General features: G+C 67.2%; 18 protein-coding genes. 13 read left to right on the top strand and 5 right to left on the bottom strand.

The annotated features are described in order from the left end of the window. Positions 1 to 62: 62 nt before the first annotated feature. The 3 genes from TX79_RS19240 to TX79_RS06740 all read left to right on the top strand — a co-directional run bounded on the left by TX79_RS19240 (position 63) and on the right by TX79_RS06740 (position 927). On the top strand, positions 63 to 230 hold the full coding sequence (locus tag TX79_RS19240; RefSeq protein ID WP_154660470.1) for a hypothetical protein: 168 nt from the start codon (positions 63 to 65) through the stop codon (positions 228 to 230). A 62-nt stretch (positions 231 to 292) separates the two neighbouring features. Next, a complete protein-coding gene (locus tag TX79_RS06735; RefSeq protein ID WP_049926598.1) occupies positions 293 to 541 on the top strand; it encodes an antitoxin VapB family protein in 249 nt (82 codons plus the stop codon). After that, positions 538 to 927 (top strand): type II toxin-antitoxin system VapC family toxin, encoded by a 390-nt coding sequence (locus TX79_RS06740; protein WP_049926600.1) that lies wholly within the window; start codon positions 538 to 540, stop codon positions 925 to 927. The genes TX79_RS06735 and TX79_RS06740 overlap by 4 nt, the downstream gene beginning before the upstream one ends. A gap of 60 nt (positions 928 to 987) precedes the next feature. Here TX79_RS06740 and TX79_RS06745 read toward each other — a convergent pair whose 3' ends face one another. Then, positions 988 to 1,749, bottom strand: a complete 762-nt coding sequence (locus tag TX79_RS06745; RefSeq protein WP_049926601.1) for a hypothetical protein — start codon at positions 1,747 to 1,749, stop codon at positions 988 to 990. Between the two features lie 217 nt (positions 1,750 to 1,966). Here TX79_RS06745 and TX79_RS06750 point away from each other — a divergent pair, with 217 nt between their 5' ends. Further along, the gene (locus TX79_RS06750; protein ID WP_049926603.1) at positions 1,967 to 2,392 is read left to right on the top strand and encodes an ArsR/SmtB family transcription factor; all 426 of its coding nucleotides are present in this window, start codon (positions 1,967 to 1,969) and stop codon (positions 2,390 to 2,392) included. Between the two features lie 22 nt (positions 2,393 to 2,414). Here the strand turns inward: TX79_RS06750 and TX79_RS06755 are convergent, their stop codons facing one another. Next, a complete protein-coding gene (locus TX79_RS06755) occupies positions 2,415 to 2,807 on the bottom strand; it encodes an ArsR/SmtB family transcription factor (RefSeq protein WP_049926604.1) in 393 nt (130 codons plus the stop codon). Positions 2,808 to 2,972: 165 nt separating this feature from the next. Here TX79_RS06755 and lysA point away from each other — a divergent pair, with 165 nt between their 5' ends. The 3 genes from lysA to TX79_RS06770 all read left to right on the top strand — a co-directional run bounded on the left by lysA (position 2,973) and on the right by TX79_RS06770 (position 7,720). Beyond that, positions 2,973 to 4,211 carry a diaminopimelate decarboxylase gene (gene lysA, locus TX79_RS06760; protein WP_049926605.1) on the top strand — a complete coding sequence of 413 codons (1,239 nt, stop codon included), beginning with the start codon at positions 2,973 to 2,975 and terminating at the stop codon, positions 4,209 to 4,211. Beyond that, entirely contained in the window at positions 4,208 to 5,293 is a 1,086-nt protein-coding gene (locus TX79_RS06765) for a M20 family metallopeptidase (RefSeq protein ID WP_049926606.1), read from the top strand. The genes lysA and TX79_RS06765 overlap by 4 nt, the downstream gene beginning before the upstream one ends. Before the next feature lie 102 nt (positions 5,294 to 5,395). Then, on the top strand, positions 5,396 to 7,720 hold the full coding sequence (locus TX79_RS06770) for a PAS domain-containing protein (RefSeq protein WP_049926607.1): 2,325 nt from the start codon (positions 5,396 to 5,398) through the stop codon (positions 7,718 to 7,720). 53 nt (positions 7,721 to 7,773) lie between these two features. On the opposite strand, the gene TX79_RS06775 is transcribed toward TX79_RS06770, so the two are convergent. After that, a complete protein-coding gene (locus TX79_RS06775) occupies positions 7,774 to 9,024 on the bottom strand; it encodes a 5'-nucleotidase C-terminal domain-containing protein (RefSeq protein WP_049926609.1) in 1,251 nt (416 codons plus the stop codon). Between the two features lie 129 nt (positions 9,025 to 9,153). Between TX79_RS06775 and TX79_RS06780 the strand changes: the two genes are divergently transcribed. Next, a complete protein-coding gene (locus tag TX79_RS06780; RefSeq protein ID WP_049926611.1) occupies positions 9,154 to 9,555 on the top strand; it encodes a PPOX class F420-dependent oxidoreductase in 402 nt (133 codons plus the stop codon). Between the two features lie 23 nt (positions 9,556 to 9,578). Here TX79_RS06780 and purB read toward each other — a convergent pair whose 3' ends face one another. Beyond that, positions 9,579 to 10,967, bottom strand: coding sequence for an adenylosuccinate lyase (gene purB, locus TX79_RS06785; protein ID WP_049926612.1), 1,389 nt, complete (start codon positions 10,965 to 10,967; stop codon positions 9,579 to 9,581). Positions 10,968 to 11,144: 177 nt separating this feature from the next. On the opposite strand from purB, the gene purH reads away from it, so the two are divergent. The 4 genes from purH (at position 11,145) to TX79_RS06805 (ending at position 16,094) form a co-directional block, all read left to right on the top strand. Next, positions 11,145 to 12,776: a bifunctional phosphoribosylaminoimidazolecarboxamide formyltransferase/IMP cyclohydrolase gene (gene purH, locus TX79_RS06790; protein ID WP_049926614.1), complete on the top strand. Its 1,632-nt coding sequence runs from the start codon at positions 11,145 to 11,147 to the stop codon at positions 12,774 to 12,776. Positions 12,777 to 13,275: 499 nt separating this feature from the next. Beyond that, positions 13,276 to 14,523: an ABC transporter substrate-binding protein gene (locus tag TX79_RS06795; RefSeq protein ID WP_049926616.1), complete on the top strand. Its 1,248-nt coding sequence runs from the start codon at positions 13,276 to 13,278 to the stop codon at positions 14,521 to 14,523. Between the two features lie 215 nt (positions 14,524 to 14,738). Continuing rightward, a complete protein-coding gene (locus TX79_RS06800; RefSeq protein WP_049926619.1) occupies positions 14,739 to 15,494 on the top strand; it encodes an SIMPL domain-containing protein in 756 nt (251 codons plus the stop codon). Positions 15,495 to 15,674: 180 nt separating this feature from the next. After that, a complete protein-coding gene (locus tag TX79_RS06805) occupies positions 15,675 to 16,094 on the top strand; it encodes a universal stress protein (RefSeq protein ID WP_049926621.1) in 420 nt (139 codons plus the stop codon). A gap of 109 nt (positions 16,095 to 16,203) precedes the next feature. On the opposite strand, the gene carA is transcribed toward TX79_RS06805, so the two are convergent. After that, a complete protein-coding gene (gene carA / locus TX79_RS06810) occupies positions 16,204 to 17,280 on the bottom strand; it encodes a glutamine-hydrolyzing carbamoyl-phosphate synthase small subunit (RefSeq protein WP_049926623.1) in 1,077 nt (358 codons plus the stop codon). A 102-nt stretch (positions 17,281 to 17,382) separates the two neighbouring features. Between carA and TX79_RS06815 the strand changes: the two genes are divergently transcribed. After that, a complete protein-coding gene (locus TX79_RS06815; RefSeq protein ID WP_049926626.1) occupies positions 17,383 to 17,796 on the top strand; it encodes an Lrp/AsnC family transcriptional regulator in 414 nt (137 codons plus the stop codon). Positions 17,797 to 17,812 lie beyond the last annotated feature (16 nt).

The raw sequence follows: 17,812 nt of genomic DNA on the forward strand, positions 1-17,812 counted from the left end.
GAGCCACGAGCCGTATCGATAAAAGCGTATCCGTAATACCAGTAGTACGTGATGTATCTTGTATGGACTATACGCTACGTATCCAAACGGACCGCTGTCGAAACGGTTTCGACGCAGATTCGGGTCATCTGTACAATAAGCGAGTACTGACCACCGACGCGGAGACGGGGGCTGTTCTCGAGACGGAGACGCTCGAGGCGACCGAGCGCGAGGACGCGCTCCGGGAGTAATCGACCACGACTGCGGATTCATCGGCGATACGTTTTACCTGTGTATGTACGTACACAGACCCATGGGGACGAAAACGATCTCGCTGGCGGACGACGCCTACGAGAAACTCAAAGCGCACAAGCGAGAGGGCGAGAGCTTCAGCGACGTCGTCCGGCGGTTAACGGGTGGAGTCACGCTCGCGGAGTATCACGGTGCTATCGAGGAGGAGACCGCCGACGAGTTAGCGACGATCGTGGACCGTCGGCGCGAGGAACGCGCCGACACGCATCGGGAACGCGTCTCGGAGTTCGCCGACGAACTGGACGAATGATCCTCGATTCGACGTTTCTCATCGACGTATTGCGCGGCTCGAGCGACGTGGCGGAACTGATCGAAGACGTCGACGCGACGGGGACGCCGTTCGTGAGCGCCGTCACCGTGATGGAACTCTTCGAGGGAATTCACCTCGCCGACGCGACGGAAGACGAACGAGCGACCGTCCGCCAGTTGCTCACTGACGTCAACGAACTTCCGTTCGATCGCGAGTGTGCTATGCGCGCGGGACAGATCAACGCGGACCTCGTTTCGTCCGGAGAGCCGATCGACGAGACCGACGTCGTGATCGCGGCGACGGCGCTCGTTCACGAGTATCCCGTCGTAACGAGAAACGTCGATCACTTCGAGCGGATCGACAGTCTCACGGTACGCTCGTACTGACCGCTACCGCGTATAGCACGAAATCCTCCCGGAGAATCGGAACCGGCCGGGAAATCGGCGTTACCGACGACGACTCCCACCGACGTAGGTTACTTCGATCCGCCGAGAGAGATACCCCAGGAGAGCGACGCCCGAAAGCGGTGCGAGATACGTCAGTCCGACGTGCAACCGCCAGGACGGGTCGACGGTCTCGGCGAGGAACACCCGGTAGTACGTGTCGTCCTCGAGTCGGATCGGCCGTTCGGGGACCTCGACCGGGTGCGAAGCGGTGGCAGACCCGGTCCGCGCTGCTTCGGCGGCCGTCGCCGGGACCGCCCTCGAGGCGACGTCGTGGCTCGCGTCCGCAAGCGCCGCGTCGGCCGACGAGGGCTCGAGCGTGAGGTCGATGCGGTGAGAGCCGTCGTCCCGCGGCGAATCGTTCGCAACGTAGGCCGTCTCGTAGACGGTGCCGTCGATCGAGACGTAGCCGTAGCGCTCGGGAAACGGCGGATCGACAGGTCCGGAACTGCCGGTAGCGAACTCGGTCGGGACGGTTCCGTTCTCGAGTACCGTGCGTTCGAACGTACAGGGGCGGATTTCCCACCCGCCCGGACTCCCGTTCGAACAGGCGAGTTCGCCACCGAGGGGTCGGTCGTCCGGCGCGCGGCTCTCGTCGGCGTATTCGACCGCCGCGCCGTCGGTCGTCACTTCCACACGCTCGTAGCGGTAGGTCGTCTCGTCGACGCCCACGACCGAGGTGACGAGCGGCGCGGCGAGGAGTGTGATCGCGAGGAGGGCGACGCCGAGATCCAGTCGGGGAGTCGTCACGCGGGTGGCGGCCATCGTTCGGGTTCTGTGATCGATTACGTATTATCTTTTTGACGTTCGACGACGCGGTTCGCCCGTCCGGACGCCACACCTGCTGTGAACACACTGGAAACGGGATCGGACCGTCCCCCACGGTCGAATCTACGTTCCGCTACGGAGCCCTCGTCGGGCGAACGTATTCCCCAATGGACCTCCTAGGAAGGTTTTCGTCGGTGGGTCGTCCCCTCCCCGTATGGGCGAAGAGATTCGATCCGATTCGGCCGACGACGGCCACCGGACGCCTCGAGAGAAGTCGCCGACCGCGTCGGGCACGGCCCCGACCACCGCGGAACGGGTCGACGGTGCGTTCTCCCTGCTTACCGACGCCCGAAGACGGCGCGTCCTCTACGCGCTGGTCGCGCTCGAGGACCCGGTGACGGATCGATCGACGGTCGCCGTCCTGGCCAACGTCCTCGGCGTGGCACCGCCCGACGAGCCGACCCCGACGATCAGCGAACCCGACCTCCACCACGATCACCTGCCCACACTCGAGGAGGCGGGCGTCGTCGAGTACGATCCCCGGCAGGGGACCGTCCGGTACGTCGGGGTACCGTTCGACGAGGAGTTGATCGAACACGCGTACTACACGGAGACCGGCCAACTGCTGTCGGGACCGTAGGCGGTGTCCGGATCCGCCCCAGTCAATCCAGTTCGTACGCCCGAACCGACTCGTACAGCGACTCGAGGCGTTCGTGCTCGTGATAGCGGATCGTCTGGCTCCGGACGTCGTACTCGACGACGCCGGCGTCGGCCAGTTTCGGGAGGTGGTGTTGCTGGAGGTCGACCTGAATGTCGTCGTGGTTGGGCTGGGAGCCCCGTTTCTGCCCCACCTTCGTGATCGTGTACTTCGTCGCGGCCTCGAACGAACCGACGTTTCCGGGCTGGTCCCACAGGTACTCGAGGAGGTACCGCCGTCGCTCGTTGGCCAGGATGTCCAGCAGTGCGTCGAGCGACAGCGGGATGTCCTCGAGCGATCGGTCTCCACCCGGCGTCTCCGACGGACCGTTCGGCGGATCGTCGCCGTCAGGCGTCATCGGCTTCAGAACCGGACGTATCCACACCACGGAGCCGGTTAGGCCTAGGGCCAGCAGTCTCGTGTAACGCACGGAAGGCGGCGACAGTAGGGGTGCTTCGGAGGTTCGCTCCGAGACTGGCGCGAACCCAAACCCTTGACTGCTCGCGGTCGCTTGAAGGGAGTAATGACCGACCTCGCGGACTCGCCGGCAGTTCGCCGGCTGGACGACTGGGACCTCGAGCGACTCGAGGCCCTCGCCGACGAGTACGAGACGCCGCTGTACGTGATGGACCTCGATCGGGTGAAGGAAAACTACGCGCGCTTCGCGGCGGCGTTTCCCGACGCCCACGTCATGTACGCCGCGAAGGCCCACACCGGGCGGGCGGTGCTCGAGGCCGTCCTCGAGGCCGGCGGGACGATCGAGTGTGCGGCCTGGGGGGAACTCCAGCGCTCGATCGACGCCGGCGCGGATCCCGACGAACTCCAGTACACCGCGGTCAACCCGCCGGATCGGGACCTCGACTACGCCGCCGACCTCGCGGCCGACCATCCGGGCCTGACGATCACCATCGGCGCGACCGACACGCTCGAGCGCCTCGCCGAGCGGGGCTACGACGGCCGGATCGCTATCCGGATCAACCCCGGCATCGGGACGGGGCACCACGAGAAGGTCGCGACGGGCGCGGACGCGAAGTTCGGCATCCCCTACGAGCGCGTCCCCGAGGTCGCCGACCGCGTCCGCGAGGAGTTCGAACTGGTCGGCCTCCACGCCCACGCCGGCAGCGGCGTCCTGACGGACGACCTCGCGGATCACTGCCGTGCGATCGAACGCGTCGGCGAGATGGCCCGTCGCGTCGGCGACGACGAGTTGGAGTTCGTCGACGTCGGCGGCGGCTACGGCGTCCCCTACCGCGAAGACGAACCGCCGCTGGACCTCGCGAAGACGTCCGAGATGGTCCGCAACGCGGTGGGTGATCTGGAGGCCCAGCTCAAACTCGAGCCCGGACGCTACGTCGTCGCCGACGCCGGCCTGATCCTCACCGAGGTCAACACGATCAAGGAAGCCCCCGACACCACCGTCGTCGGCGTCGACGCCAGCCTCTCAACGCTGATCCGGCCGGCGATGTTCGGCTCCTACCACCCCATGCTGAACGTCACCGCGCCCGAGCGCGACCCGATCGAGGCGACCGTCGGCGGCCCGGTCTGTACCAGCGCGGACGTCTTCGCCCACGACCGACCGATCGCCGAACCCGAACGCGGCGACGTCCTCGCCATCGGCAATGCGGGGTCGTACGGCTACGAACTGGCCAACCAGTTCCACTCCCAGCCCAAACCCGCGGAAGTCGCGCTCGAGGACGGCGAGGCCCGCGTCGCCCGCCGGCGCGAGACGCTCGCGGACGTGACGCGACTGGAGCAGGAATGACGTTCGACCTCGCCCGATTCCACGCCGACGCGGTGTCGACCCCGTCTCACGAGGACGTCGGAGCGATGCGCCAGTTGCTACTCGAGACGCTCCAGAGCGCGGGGATCGACGCCGAGGTGGACGACCTCGGAAACGTCCTCGCACGCCGCGACGGGGAGGCCGACGGCCCCCACGTCGTCCTGAACACGCATATCGACACCGTCGCGCCGCACGTCCCCTACGAGCGCGACGGCGACGTCGTCTTCGGGCGCGGTGCCTGTGACGCCAAGGGGCCGCTCGCGGCCCTGCTGGCGGCCTTCCTGCGGGTCGAGCCCGACGCCGGCACGCTGACGCTCGCGATCACCCCCGACGAGGAGACGCTGATGACCGGTGCGGCGGGACTGCGAGAGCGCCTCGAGGCCGACGCCTACGTCGTCGGCGAGCCGACCGATCTCGACGTCTGTATCGCCGCTCGGGGACAGTGCGAGGGGACGATCACGATCACCGGCGAGAGCGGCCACGCCGCGAGCGTCCCCGCCGACCGGAACCCGGTCTTTGGTCTCGAGCGCGTCCTCGCGGCCCTCCGTCGCTACGACGACGAGGCCGGTCCGGGCGAGGACGACGTGCTGGGGGCACCGAAACTGACGCCGACGATGCTCGAGGGCGGCGAGGCACCGAACCGCGTCCCCGGTGCGTGCCGGGTGACGTTCGACCGCCGCTCCGTGCCGCCGGAGACCACCGACTCCTTCCGGGCGGATCTGCAGGCGTTCCTCGAGCGCGAGGTCGCCGACGGCTCCCCGTTCGAGGTGTCGGTCGACCTGATCCGCCCCGACACGCCGTTCCCGCCGGCGTTCGTGACCGACGCGGACGCCGAGGTAGTGCGGACGCTCCGGGACGAAAGCGGCGGCGAGGTCCGCCCGTTCGGCGCGGCGACCGAGGCCGGGTTCTTCGCGGCCGACGCGCCGACCGTCGTCTTCGGTCCCGGCGTCCTCTCGGACGGCGAGGGCGGCGTCGCCCACGCCGAACGCGAGTACGTCCGCCTCGCCGACGTGCGGGCGGCCGCGGACGCCCTCGAGGAGACGCTGCGGGCGCTCACCGGGTGAGCAACGGTGACCCGTCGAACGTGTGGCCGACGGAACACTAGCCGAAGCACACTATAGGACGCGTTCGAAACTCTTCCGGACGATCTATCGACCCTCCGTTCCATGACAAGCACCTGCTCCGTTCTCCTCGTCGACGCCGCTCCGGGAGCCGATTCGATCGCGGCCCGACTCGAGTCCGACGCCGAGCGACTCGCGGTCGAACGCGTCGCAAACGCCGCGGCGACTCTCGCCCGACTCGAAGCGGGTGATGTCGACTGTCTCGTCGTCGGAGACGCGCTCCCCGACCGGGACCCTCTCGTCGTTCTCGAGACCGTCCGGGACCGGTATCCGTCGCTGCCGATCGTCTGCTATCCGGCGGACGGATCCGAGCAGTTCGCGGAGGAGACGATCGCACGAGGCGTGACGGCCTACGTCGGCCGACGGCCGGACGACGACCGGATCGCCACGCTCCGGGCGCGGATCGACGACGCCGTCGACGACTCGCGGGCCGATCGCGGGGCGCGACTGCTGACCGAACTGGCCGAGAACACGGACCGGGTGCTGTACGTCTTCTCGGCCGACTGGGAGGAGGTTCACTTCGTCAACGCCGCCTACGAGGACCTCTGGGGACGATCGACGGAGGTACTTCGAGACGATCCCGTCGATTTCCTCGAGGGGATCCACCCGGACGACCGCGACCACGTCGAGGAGGCGATGGCGGCGCTGTCGAGCGGGGAGTCCCTCGAGATCGATTTTCGGGTCGACGCGCGAACGGACTTCGAGCGGTGGGTGCGCGTCCACGGCGAACCGATCGTCGACGACGGCACCGTCGTCCGGATCGGTGGCGTCGCGAGCGAGATCACCGCGGAGAAACGACGGGAGCGGGAGCTCCGAGAGACGAAACGGCAACTCGAGTCGGCGATCCAGGCTGGTGCCGTCGGGACCTGGGAGTGGCACGTGCCGGAGGATCGGCTCGCGGCCGGTCCGGAGTTCGCCCGGACGTTCGGCGTCGATCCCGCCGCCGCACGCGAGGGGGTCCCGCTCGATCGGTTCGTCTCGTCGATTCACGAGGACGATCGCGACCGCGTCGAGGCGGAGATCGAGGCGGCGATCGCGGACGGGGACGAGTACGAGGCCGAGTACCGGGTCTGGGACGCGGACGACGACCGTCGCTGGGTGCTCGCCCGCGGCCACGTCGAGTACGACGACGGCGATCCGATCCGGTTCGCCGGAACGCTGACCGACATCACGGAGCGAAAACGGGAGGAACGAAAGCGCCAGTCGACGATCGAGTTCCTCCAGCAGCTGTACGACGTGACGACCGATCCCGAACTCGCGCTCGAGGCGAAGGTCGCTCGCATGCTGGAACTGGGCTGTGATCGACTCGACCTTCCCTACGGCTTCCTCGCCCGGATCGACCTCGAGACGGACGAGGACGGCGCGGCCCAGGCTGGTAGTGAATCCATCGACGGCACCCAGACGATCATCGAGGCCCACGGGTCCCACGACCTGTTGCAGGCAGGCAACTCCTGTCCGCTCTCGGAGACCTACTGTCGGCAGACGCTCGAGACGGAGGGGCTAACGGCGATCCCGGACGTTTCCCAGTCGGTTCTCGCAGGAAGCTCCGCGCAGGAGCGGTTCGAACTGGGTCGGTACGTCGGCTCCCGCGTGACTGTCGACGGTGAACTCTACGGGACGCTCTGTTTCGCCGGCGGCGATCCGTCCGCCGAGCCGTTTACGGACGCCGACCGGACCATCGTCCGGCTGATGACCCAGTGGGTGAGTTACGAACTCGAGCGCCACCGGGCGCGCATCGCGCTCGAGCGAACCAACGAGCGCCTCGAGGCGTTCGCGAGCGTCGTCTCCCACGACCTCCGCAACCCGCTGAACGTCGCGTCGGGCCACCTCGAGGCGGCCCGGGCCGACTCCGACGGCGACCACCTCGCGGAGGTCGGCCGCTCGCTCGAGCGCATCGAGACGCTGATCGAGGACCTGTTGACGCTGGCTCGGCAGGGAAACAGCGCCATCGAGCCGGAACGGCTCGCGCTCGCGGACGTCTGTCGTCGCTGCTGGGAGCAGGTCGACACCGGTTCGTCGACGCTCGTCGTCGAGACCGACCGTACCGTTCGCGCGGATCCGACGCGGGTGCGACAACTGTTCGAGAACCTCTTTCGGAACGCAATCGAACACGGCGACGCCGGCACCGTCACCGTCGTCGACCTCGCGGACGGGTTCGCCGTCGAGGACGACGGACCGGGCATCCCGCCGGACGAGCGCGAGCAGGTTCTCGAGACCGGTTACACGAACGCCGCCGACGGGACGGGGCTGGGCCTGAGCATCGTCGAGCAGGCGGCCCGCGCACACGACTGGCGGATCGACCCCGCCGACCCGACCGACGTCGGCGGTGGCGCTCGATTCGAGATTACGGGGATCGACCGCCTCGAGTGACCGGCCACGGCCATCGGTCCGGTCGCGTCGTCCGGGACGAACTCGAGCGACCCCTAGGTAGTGACCAGATCCGTCACGGATCCCTTCTCCTCGAGGAACGCCAGGACGTGGCGGTGCTGTGGGCCGCGGTCCTCGAGACGGGTCTCGGCGTCCAGTTCGGGGATCAAGTCTACCTCGGTCAGGTAGCTCATACAGGCGAGACGATAGGCAGCGCTGGGATCGATCGGGTCTGTCTCGAGAGCGGGATCGACGACGGCCGTGAGGTCGCCCGCTGCTGGGGCCTCCGTCGTGCAGCGATCGACGACCGTCGCCAGCGTCTGCCCGTCGACGCGGTGGACGTCGAGCGTAGATCCGAACGGAACGATCCCGACGACGTCACCGCGAGTGACGGTTTTCGGGAGGCCGTCGCGGACGGACCCGCGTGGCACGACGCCGACGGCGGCGTCGGCACGCTCGCGGTACGCTCGAGCGACCACCCGGGTCGCCGTCGGCCGATCGATGGCGTCCGGGAGCGTTGTCACCGTCGCGGCGAGTCCGGTCGCCTCGTAGCGTTCCCGGTAGGTGGACTCGATGCCCTCGTGACGGGGTTCGTCGTCGATCGTGCGGACCGCGACCGCGGGCGGGTCGGTCAGTCGAATCTCTTGAAACTCCCCAGCCTGTCCGCCCTCGGTTCGAGCGACGAGCGTTCCGTCGATCCGTTCGCACACCCGCTCGTGATCGTGCCCGCCGAGGACGAGGTCGACGTCGGTTTCGGCGGCAATCGTCGCGTCGAGCGACCCGCAGTGCGAGAGGACGACGAGCCACTCGCAACCGCGGGAGCGAAGTCGATCGCTCGCCTCGCGAATCGCCGGGATCGGGTCGGTGAACGCGGCCTCGAGATCGATGCCGGAGATCTCGTCGGTTCTGGGGCCGGTCACGCCGACGAGACCGATCCGGGTGTCCGCGGCCTCGAGGATCGTGCTCGAATCGATCCCATCGGTCGCGATCCCCTCGACGTTCGCGAGGAGGTGTCGTCCGGGCGTCGTCCGCGTCCACTCGACGGCACCGTCGGTACCGTAATCGAACTCGTGGTTGCCAAGGGTATCGGCGTCCGGGGCGATCGTCTCGTACAGCGGTCGGGCGAGTCCCCGTCCCTCCTCGCTGACGAACGCGAGCGCCCCCAGCGCCGTGGTGTCGCCGGATCCGACGACGAGCGTCCGTTCGTCGCGGCGGTCGCGGATCGCCCCGGCCAGGCGAGCGACTCGCTCCGGCTCGTCGTAGATCGTCTCGAGGTCGGCGAGGTGGACGAGTCGCGGCGTCGACATCGCTCGAGTGTCCGTTCAGACGCGTGATAAGTGTCGGGGATCGGCGTTCGTCCGCCAGTACCGGCTACCGTCCTCGCGAATCGCAACGTAAGGGCACGCGAATTAGTACCCCGAGGCGCTACGCGGAGTATGGCTTCGATCCCCGACGACTTCCACGACCTGTTCGAGAGGAAGACGTTCGCGCACGTCTCCACCCTGTTACCCGACGGAGCGCCCCACGTCACGCCGGTGTGGATCGACTACGACGCCGACGCCGATCGGCTACTGGTCAACACCGAGCGGGATCGACGAAAGGAGAAAAACGCCCGCAACGATCCGCGCGTCGCCGTGAGCATGACCGATCCCGACAACCCCTACCGGATGCTCTCGGTGACGGGCGAGGTCGACGAGATCACCACGGAGAACGCGCGCGAGCACATCGACGAACTGGCCCAGCGGTACACGGGCGAAGACGAGTATCCGAATCCGATCGAGACCGAACGGGTCATCATCTCGATCGAACCCGAACGGGTGAGCGCGTTCGAGGGGTAATCGCTCGAGTTCGGCGACGAACGCTATTCCAGATCGTCGACCAGATCGCTCGCGACGCCCGTGTACCCCGCGGGCGTGAGCGCGCGCAGTTCCTCGCGGACCGACTCGTCGACCTCGAGGTCGTCGAACAGGTCCCGGAAGTCCTCGAGCGTCACGTCCTTCCCGCGGGTCAGCGCCTTGACCTGCTCGTAGGCATCTTCCTGCCCTTCGCGGCGGAGAATCGTCTGAACCGCCTCGCCGATGATCTCGGGCGTCGACTCGAGGTCCTCGTGCATGACCCGCTCGTTGGGGACGACCTTCTCGAGGCCGGCGGCGGTCTTCGTGTAGCCGATCAGGCAGTGAGCGAACGCGGCACCGACGTTGCGCTTGACCGTCGAGTCCGAGAGGTCCCGCTGGAGCCGCGAGGTGGTGACGTAGTCGGCGAGAAAGGTCAGATCGGAGTTGGCCTTCGAGAGGTTGCCCTCGCTGTTCTCGAAGTCGATCGGGTTGACCTTGTGGGGCATCGTCGACGAGCCCGTCTCACCCGCGACGGCCTCCTGGCCGAGGTAGCGGTCGGAGACGTAGAGCCACATGTCGAGGTCGAGATCGAGGAGAACGTCGTTGGCCCCGCGGACGGCGTCGAACAGCGCCGCGAGGTCGTCGCAGGGGTTGACCTGCGTCGTGAGGGGTTCGAATCCCAGTCCAAGTTGGTCGGTCACGAACTTCTCGGCGAAGGCCTGCCAGTCGACGTCGGGATAGGCCGCAACGTGAGCGGCGTAGGTGCCCGAAGCGCCGCCGAGTTTGCCCCGGAGCGCGTCGTTCGCACGGTTGATCCGGCCGATGGCAGTCGCGAGGCGGGCCGCGTAGACGGCCATCTCCTTGCCGAAGGTCGTCGGCGTCGCCGGCTGGCCGTGCGTGCGGGCGAGCATCGGCAGGTCGCGATGCTCCCGGGCCATCGACGAGAGGGTGTCGGCGACGTCGCGCAGTTCCGGCAGCAGCACGTCGTCGACGGCATCGCGGACGAGCAGCCGGTGGGCGAGGTTGTTCACGTCCTCGCTGGTCAGCCCGAAGTGGATCCACGCCGAGGCGTCGCTGTCCTCGGGCAGGCGGTGGCGGACGAAGTACTCGACCGCCTTCACGTCGTGATTGGTCGCCTCGAAGCCGGCGTGGCCCTCCGTCTCGAGTTTCTTGATCAGTTGTGCGTCTTCCTCGGCGAACCCCTCGTACAGCCCCCGGAGGTGTGTGCGTTCCTCGGCGTCGATCTCGAGCGGCGTCGCCTCGAGGTCGGCCAGCGCGATCAGGTACTCGACCTCGACGCGGACGCGGGCCCGCATGAGCGCGGCCTCGCTGACGTAGGGCGACAGCGGAGCCGTTCGGCCGCTGTACCGGCCATCCAGCGGCGACACGGCGTACAGCGAATCTGTGTCGGTCATCGCCGACACCTTTTCAGTACAGGGGGAAAGGAATATCGGAACCGTCCGCGGGATCACCCACGAGCGTGTATATCACCGGTTCGGATCGATTCCATACCGCCCATTCGATCCACGAACGTGCACATATTTGCTCTCGAGACCGCAACGGCTTTGGCACTCGCGGGCGGGCGTCCAACCATGACGCGAATCGCCGGAATGGCCGGCAACCGAGGGCGTAACCTGTTGAACATCGCCGACAGACGGCCGGGCGGGGCCGAACTCGCCGTCGTCCTCACGAACGACCCGGACGCACCGGTGCTGGAGTCCGCCGCCGAGCGCGGGATCCCGACCGAGGTCGTCCCGCTCGAGGACGGCATGAGCCGCGGCGAACACGAGAAAGCGGTGCTCGAGGCCCTCTCGGAATACGAGTTCGACCTGATCTGTCTCGACGGCTACATGCGCATCCTCTCGGATACCTTCCTCGAGGACGCGCCCACCACGCTGAACGTCCACCCCTCGCTGCTGCCGTCGTTCCCGGGGATGGACGCCTGGGGGGACGCGCTCGAGGCGGGCGTCTCCGTCACCGGCTGTACGGTCCACGTCGTCACCGACGCGACCGACGAGAACGGCGACGTCCTCGAGAGCGAGGTCGACGCCGGGCCGATCGTCACTCAGGAGCCGATCCCGGTCTACGAGGGCGACGACGCGGAGACGCTGAAAGAACGGGTCCTCTACGAGGGCGAGTTCCGCGCGTACCCACGGGCCGTCAAGTGGTTCGCCGACGGTGCGGTCGAGGTCGACCGCGAGGCCGGCGAAGTCAGCGTCGAGGCCGACGCGCCCACGGCACCCGACGCCGAGGGCCTGCCGAACCGTCGCCTCGTCTCGAGCGACCGCGTCGACACGCTCCGCTACGGCGAGAACCCCCATCAGGACGCCGCCGTCTACGCCGACTACACCTGCGACGAGGCCAGCGTCGTCCACGCCGAGCAGTTGAACGAGGGCGCGAAGGCGCTGTCGTACAACAACTACAACGACGCCGACGGCGCGCTCAACCTGATCAAGGAGTTCGATGAACCCGCCGCGGCGGTCATCAAGCACACCAACCCGGCGGGCTGTGCGACCGCCGACTCGCTGGCCGCGGCCTACGAGAAGGCCCTCTCGACGGACCCGATGAGCGCCTTCGGCGGCATCGTGGCGCTGAATCGGGAGTGCGACGCAGAAACGGCGGAGCAAATTATCGACTCGTTCAAGGAGGTCGTCGTCGCGCCCGGCTACACCGACGACGCGCTCGAGATCCTCTGCGAGAAGGAGAACCTGCGCGTGCTCGACGTCGGCGAGTTGGGTGAGCGCACCGAGCGATTCACCGAGAAACCGCTCGTCGGCGGCCGACTCGTGCAGGAGCGTGACCTCCAGTCGATCTCGGTCGACGACCTCGAGGTCGTCACCGAGCGCGAGCCGACAGAAGAGGAACTCGAGACGATGATCTTCGCCTGGCAGACGCTCAAGCACGTCAAGTCGAACGGCATCCTCTTCGCCGACGGAACGGAGACGGTCGGCATCGGGATGGGACAGGTCTCCCGCGTCGACGCCGTCCGCCTGGCGGCGATGAAGGCGGACGAGCACGCCGAAGGAAAGGACGCCGAGGGAGCCGTGATGGCCTCTGACGCGTTCTTCCCGTTCCCGGACGGCATCGAGGAGGCCGCGACGGCGGGCATCGAGGCGGTCGTCCAGCCCGGCGGGTCGGTCAACGACGACGACGTGATCGAGGCCGCGGACGAACACGACATAGCGATGGCGTTTACCGGTCAGCGGTCCTTCAGACACGATTGAACTGCCGCGAACGAAGTGAGCGGCTTTTTGGTCGAGATTTTTCGAGGAGTGGTGAACGAAGTGAACCCGACGAGAAAAAGGTCGATGCCGCGATGGCGTTTACCGGTCAGCGGTCCTTCAGACACGATTGAACTGCCGCGAACGAAGTGAGCGGCTTTTTGGTCGAGATTTTTCGAAGAGTGGTGAACGAAGTGAACCCGACGAGAAAAAGGTCGATGCCGCGATGGCGTTTACGGGGCAGCGATCCTTCAGGCACGACTGAACGAACGTGAAGCGTGCGACCAGCGCTGTAAACCACGAGACCCTCGAGCGGATCGGCGAGGTGATCGACGCCGATCCCTCGTCGCCGCGAGCCTGACAGCCACCGACGCGTTCGATGAGACTGCGCAGCAGAGACGAGCCGAACGCCTTCGGAAAACGGCGGCGGACAGCCGACCGACGGAGATTTTGGCACCCCTAAATCGAACGACTTTTGAATTATTAGGGGAGCCTAAATCGCATGGACTCGAATCGGAACGGCGGACCGAGCCGTCGACAGTTCGTTGCGACGAGTATCGCAGTCGGCGGGACAGCGCTGGCCGGCTGTACGAGCGAGAGCGACGGGAACGGAACCGGGGGGAACGGGAACGGCGGGAACGGGGACACGAACGACGACGGATCGTCGGAAGGCGGCGATTCCGGAGCCGAATCCGACGGCTCGTACACGGTGTCGATGGCACCCGTGGGGGAGGTCGAGTTCGACGCCGTCCCCGAGGACGTCTTCGTTACCTTCCCGCAGTACGCCGACATGGCGGTCGCCCTCGGTCACGGCGAGGGCGTGAACGCGCTGTTCTCGACCGAGATGGCCGGCACGACGATGAACAAGTTCTACGAGCACCTCGAGGGCGTCTCTTTCGACTGGGACGGGCTCCCGGACCCCCTCGCGGACGGGCTCTCCCGGGAGCAACTGTACGACCTCGACAGCGACGTTCACTTCCTCGACCCCTCGTATCCGGTGAAACACGACGACAACTGGGACGAAGACGACGTCGAGCAGATCGCCTCGACGCTGGGGCCGTGGCTCGGGAACTTCCACAGCGGCGTCCACAGCGAACCCGCCGAGGCGTACGCGGACGCCTACGAGTACTACACGCTCTGGGAGATCTTCGAGCGCGTGGCGGCGGTCTTCCAGGAGCAGGAGCGCTACGAAGAGCTCAGGGCGGTGTACGATGACCTCCTCGCGGAGATCGAGTCGAATCTCCCCCCGGAGGACGAGCGGCCGACCGCCGCACGGGTGACGCTGGGTGACGGCCAGTTCTTCACCTACCACCTCAACACGCCCGGCTTCTGGCAGGCCGAAACGCGCCCGCTCGGCGCACGCGATGCGCTGGCCGACTACGACTGGTCGGGTGACTGGGGCACCGTCGACTACGAGACGATGCTCGAAGCGGACCCGGACGTCATCCTCCACCTGTGGGGAATCACGTCCCGCTACTCGATCGACAGCGTCCGCGATCGGCTCGCGGACCACCCCGCCGGGAGCGACCTCGCGGCGGTGCAGAACGACCGGGTCGTCGCAAGCGGGATGCGCTACCAGGGTCCGATCATGAACCTCTTCCAGCTCGAGATGACGGCCAAACAGCTCTACCCCGAGCAGTTCGGCGAGTGGCCCGGCTACGACCCCGGACAGCCATATCCGGAGATACCGAGCGAGGAACAGCTGTTCGACCGAGAACGGGTCGCCGAGATCGTTCGCGGAGAGCGCTAGGGCGGCAGAAGCCGCAGTAACGGCGGCTCTGTCGACGACGTGCTCGAGGTCGCGGACGAGCACGGGATGGAAACGGACCGCGAGGACGCGAACGGACGCACGTCGTTGCACTGTTTTCATCCGATCGTCGGCGGGAGGAGTCGCCGCAGCGAACCGGTCAAAGAACCGTTTCACCTTGGCGAAGGTCCATGTAGGTATCGTTCGAACCGACTGATATGGATCGACGACAGTTCCTCGCCGCGTCGACCGTCGCCGTCGCGGCGGTCGCCGGCTGTACGAGCAGCGCCCAGGAAGAGACGCCCGAGGGGGAAATCCGCGGAGCCGCCCCGGAGGGTCCCGCCGAACGGGCGATCGAGGTGAGCGCCGTCGGCGAGGTCGAAGCCGAACCGGATCGGGCCACGCTGAGCGTCGGCGTCGAGGCGACTGGCGAGAGCGCCGAGGCGGTCGAGTCCGAACTCGCCGAGAAGGCCGACGCGCTGCGGGCGACGTTCGACGACCTCGGCATCCCCGACGAGAACGTCGAATCCGGGCGTTTCAGCGTCCGTCCCGAGTACGACGGCGACGGCTACCAGGGTGCCCACCGGTTCGAGGTCGTCGTCGACGACGTCGACAGCGTGGGCGACGTGATCGACGCGGTCGCCGCCGACGCCGACGACATCGGCCGAGTCAGCTTCGGACTGACCGACGAGACCCGCGCCGAGTTGCGCGACCAGGCCCTCGAGCAGGCCCTCGAGAACGCCGACGAGGAGGCGAGCTACATCGCCGAGAACCGCAACGTCGCCATCACGGGAACGCGGTCCGTCTCGACGCGCAACGTCGACGTCGTCCCGGTCCGAGCCGACCACGGGTACGTGGCCGAGGCCGACGCCGCCGACGACGGCGGAGCGGCCCCGACGACCGAAATCGACTCGGGACCGGTCACCGTGACCGCCTCGGTCGACGTCAGCTACGGGTTCGAGGACGCCGACTGAGACGGTTTACTGTAAGTCATTTCCGGCGCACCCGCGATCCGGGCTGCGGGTGCGCCGGTAAATCGTTACAGTAATCCGTATGTGACGGACTGCCGTATCCGCTCTCGGCTACGAGTCGAGAACCACGAGCACGCCCCTTCTCGACCCGGTGTTTATTCGGTGCGGTGTCGTACGAGACGTATGCTCGATCGAGTTCTCGTTCCGATGGGTGGCTCCGAAATGGCCGAACGTGCGCTCGAGTACGCACTGGAGAATCACCCCGACGCCGACGTGACGGTGCTCACCGTCGTCGCCGAACCGACCGGACTGATGGGCGACGCGATGGGGCTCGCGCTCGAGGACGACTTCGAGGCGGCCGCCACCGAACGCGCCGAGGCGGTACTGGAGCGGGCGCAGGAACTGGCTGCCGAGCACGACGCGGAGATCGACACCGTGATCGCGGTCGGGCGGCCGGCCCGAGAGATCGTCCGACGCGCCGAGGACTACGACGCGATCGCGATCGGTACCCACGGCGGGAGCCTCGCCGATCGACTGTTCGTCGGCAACGTCGCGAAGACCGTCTTCCAGCGCTCGCCGGTGCCGGTCATCACGGTCCGATAGTCGCGTCGAGAGCGGAGACCACCGAGTCGGCGACGCTGGCGAGCGGTACGAAATTCGAAATGCGGCTGTCGATCCCGAAACGGGCGGTCGACGGCGGGACGGCGGCCGATCAGTCGTCGGCGGGAACGGCCGTGGACGCTCGCGGGTCGGCCATCGCGAGCACGTCGTCGAAGAAGTCGAGGGTGTCCTCCGGGCCGGGGTTGGCTTCGGGGTGGTACTGGCGGGTGATGACGTCGTACTCGACGCCGTCGAGTCCTTCCGGCGTGTCGTCGTTGACGTTGATCTGAGTCACCTCGAGGTGTTCGCCCGGATCGTCGACGGTGTAGCCGTGGTTCTGCGTGGTCATCACGACCTGCCCCGACTCGAGGTCGAGCACGGGCTGGTTGACGCCGCGGTGACCGAAGGTCATCTTCTCGGTCGAACCGCCGAGCGCCTCGGCGACGATCTGCTGCCCGAGGCAGATGCCGGCGACGGGCGTGTCCGCGACGAACTCCTGGACGAGGTCGATCGCCGCCTCGTAGTTCGCGGGGTCACCGGGTCCGTTGGAGATGAACAGAACGTCGGGATCGACGGCCTCGACGTCCGCGGGCGTCGCGTCGTAGGGGAGGACGTGGACCTCGGCGTCGCGGGCCAGCAGCGAGTCGACGATCGAGCCCTTCGCGCCGCAGTCGACGAGCGCGACGGTCTCGCCGCCGTTGTCTTCGCCGTGGACGACGGGGTCGTCGACGCTGACCTGTGCGCCGATGTCGGTGTGCTCGCTCATCGCCTTGCACTGCTCGAGTTCGGCCAGGGCGTCCGCCTCGGTGACGTCCTCGCCGACGGCGATGCCGCACTTCATCGCGCCCTCGTCGCGGATGTCCGTGACGATTTCGCGGGTGTCGAGGTGGTCGACCGCCGGGACGCCCTCCGACGCGAGCCAGTCGGCGACGTCGGCGGTGAACTCCTTGGCGATCGCCGCACGCGGGTGGACGCGGTCGTCCTCGAACCGCTCTTCGCGGACGCCGTAGTTGCCGATCAGCGGGTAGGAGAAGGTCAGGACCTGTTCCTCGTAGGACGGGTCGGTCAGGCTCTCCTCGTAGCCGGTGTAGGCCGTCGTGAAGACCAGTTCGCCGCGTGCTGTGCCCGGAGCACGACCACGCCCCTCGAGTACGTGGCCGCCTTCCAGTGCAACGTAGGCCGGTGTCATTACGAACTACGTATCGGACACACCGCCATAAGTGTTGTCTTCGAAGCTCAGTTACGAAATTCGTAATCGGTAAGTGGCCGTTGGTGCTACACTCGCATCTCCATGGACGAACTGGACCGGCAGATTCTCGACATCCTGCGGCGAGACGCCCGGACGCCGTACACCGAGATCGCCGACGAGATCGGCACGAGCGAGGGGACCGTCCGCAACCGCGTCGAACGGATGATGGACGACGACGTCATCGAACGGTTCACGATTTCGACGCGGACGGGCAACGTCAAGGCGATGATCGAGGTCAGCGTCGCGGTCGACGTCGACACGAAGGCCGTCGCCGAGCGGATGGCCGAGTGGGACGAGGTCGACTTCGTCTGGATGGTCTCGGGCGAGCAGGACGTGGTCCTCGTCGTCGACGCCGCCGACACGCGCGGCGTGAACGACCTCATCACCCAGGCCCGCGATCAGGAAGAGGTGGTCAGCACGAAGACGCGACTGATCCTCGACGAGGAACTGGGCTGAGAGCGGGCAGTCCGCC

Source organism: Halopiger goleimassiliensis, from assembly GCF_000455345.1.
GTDB lineage: Archaea > Halobacteriota > Halobacteria > Halobacteriales > Natrialbaceae > Halopiger_A > Halopiger_A goleimassiliensis.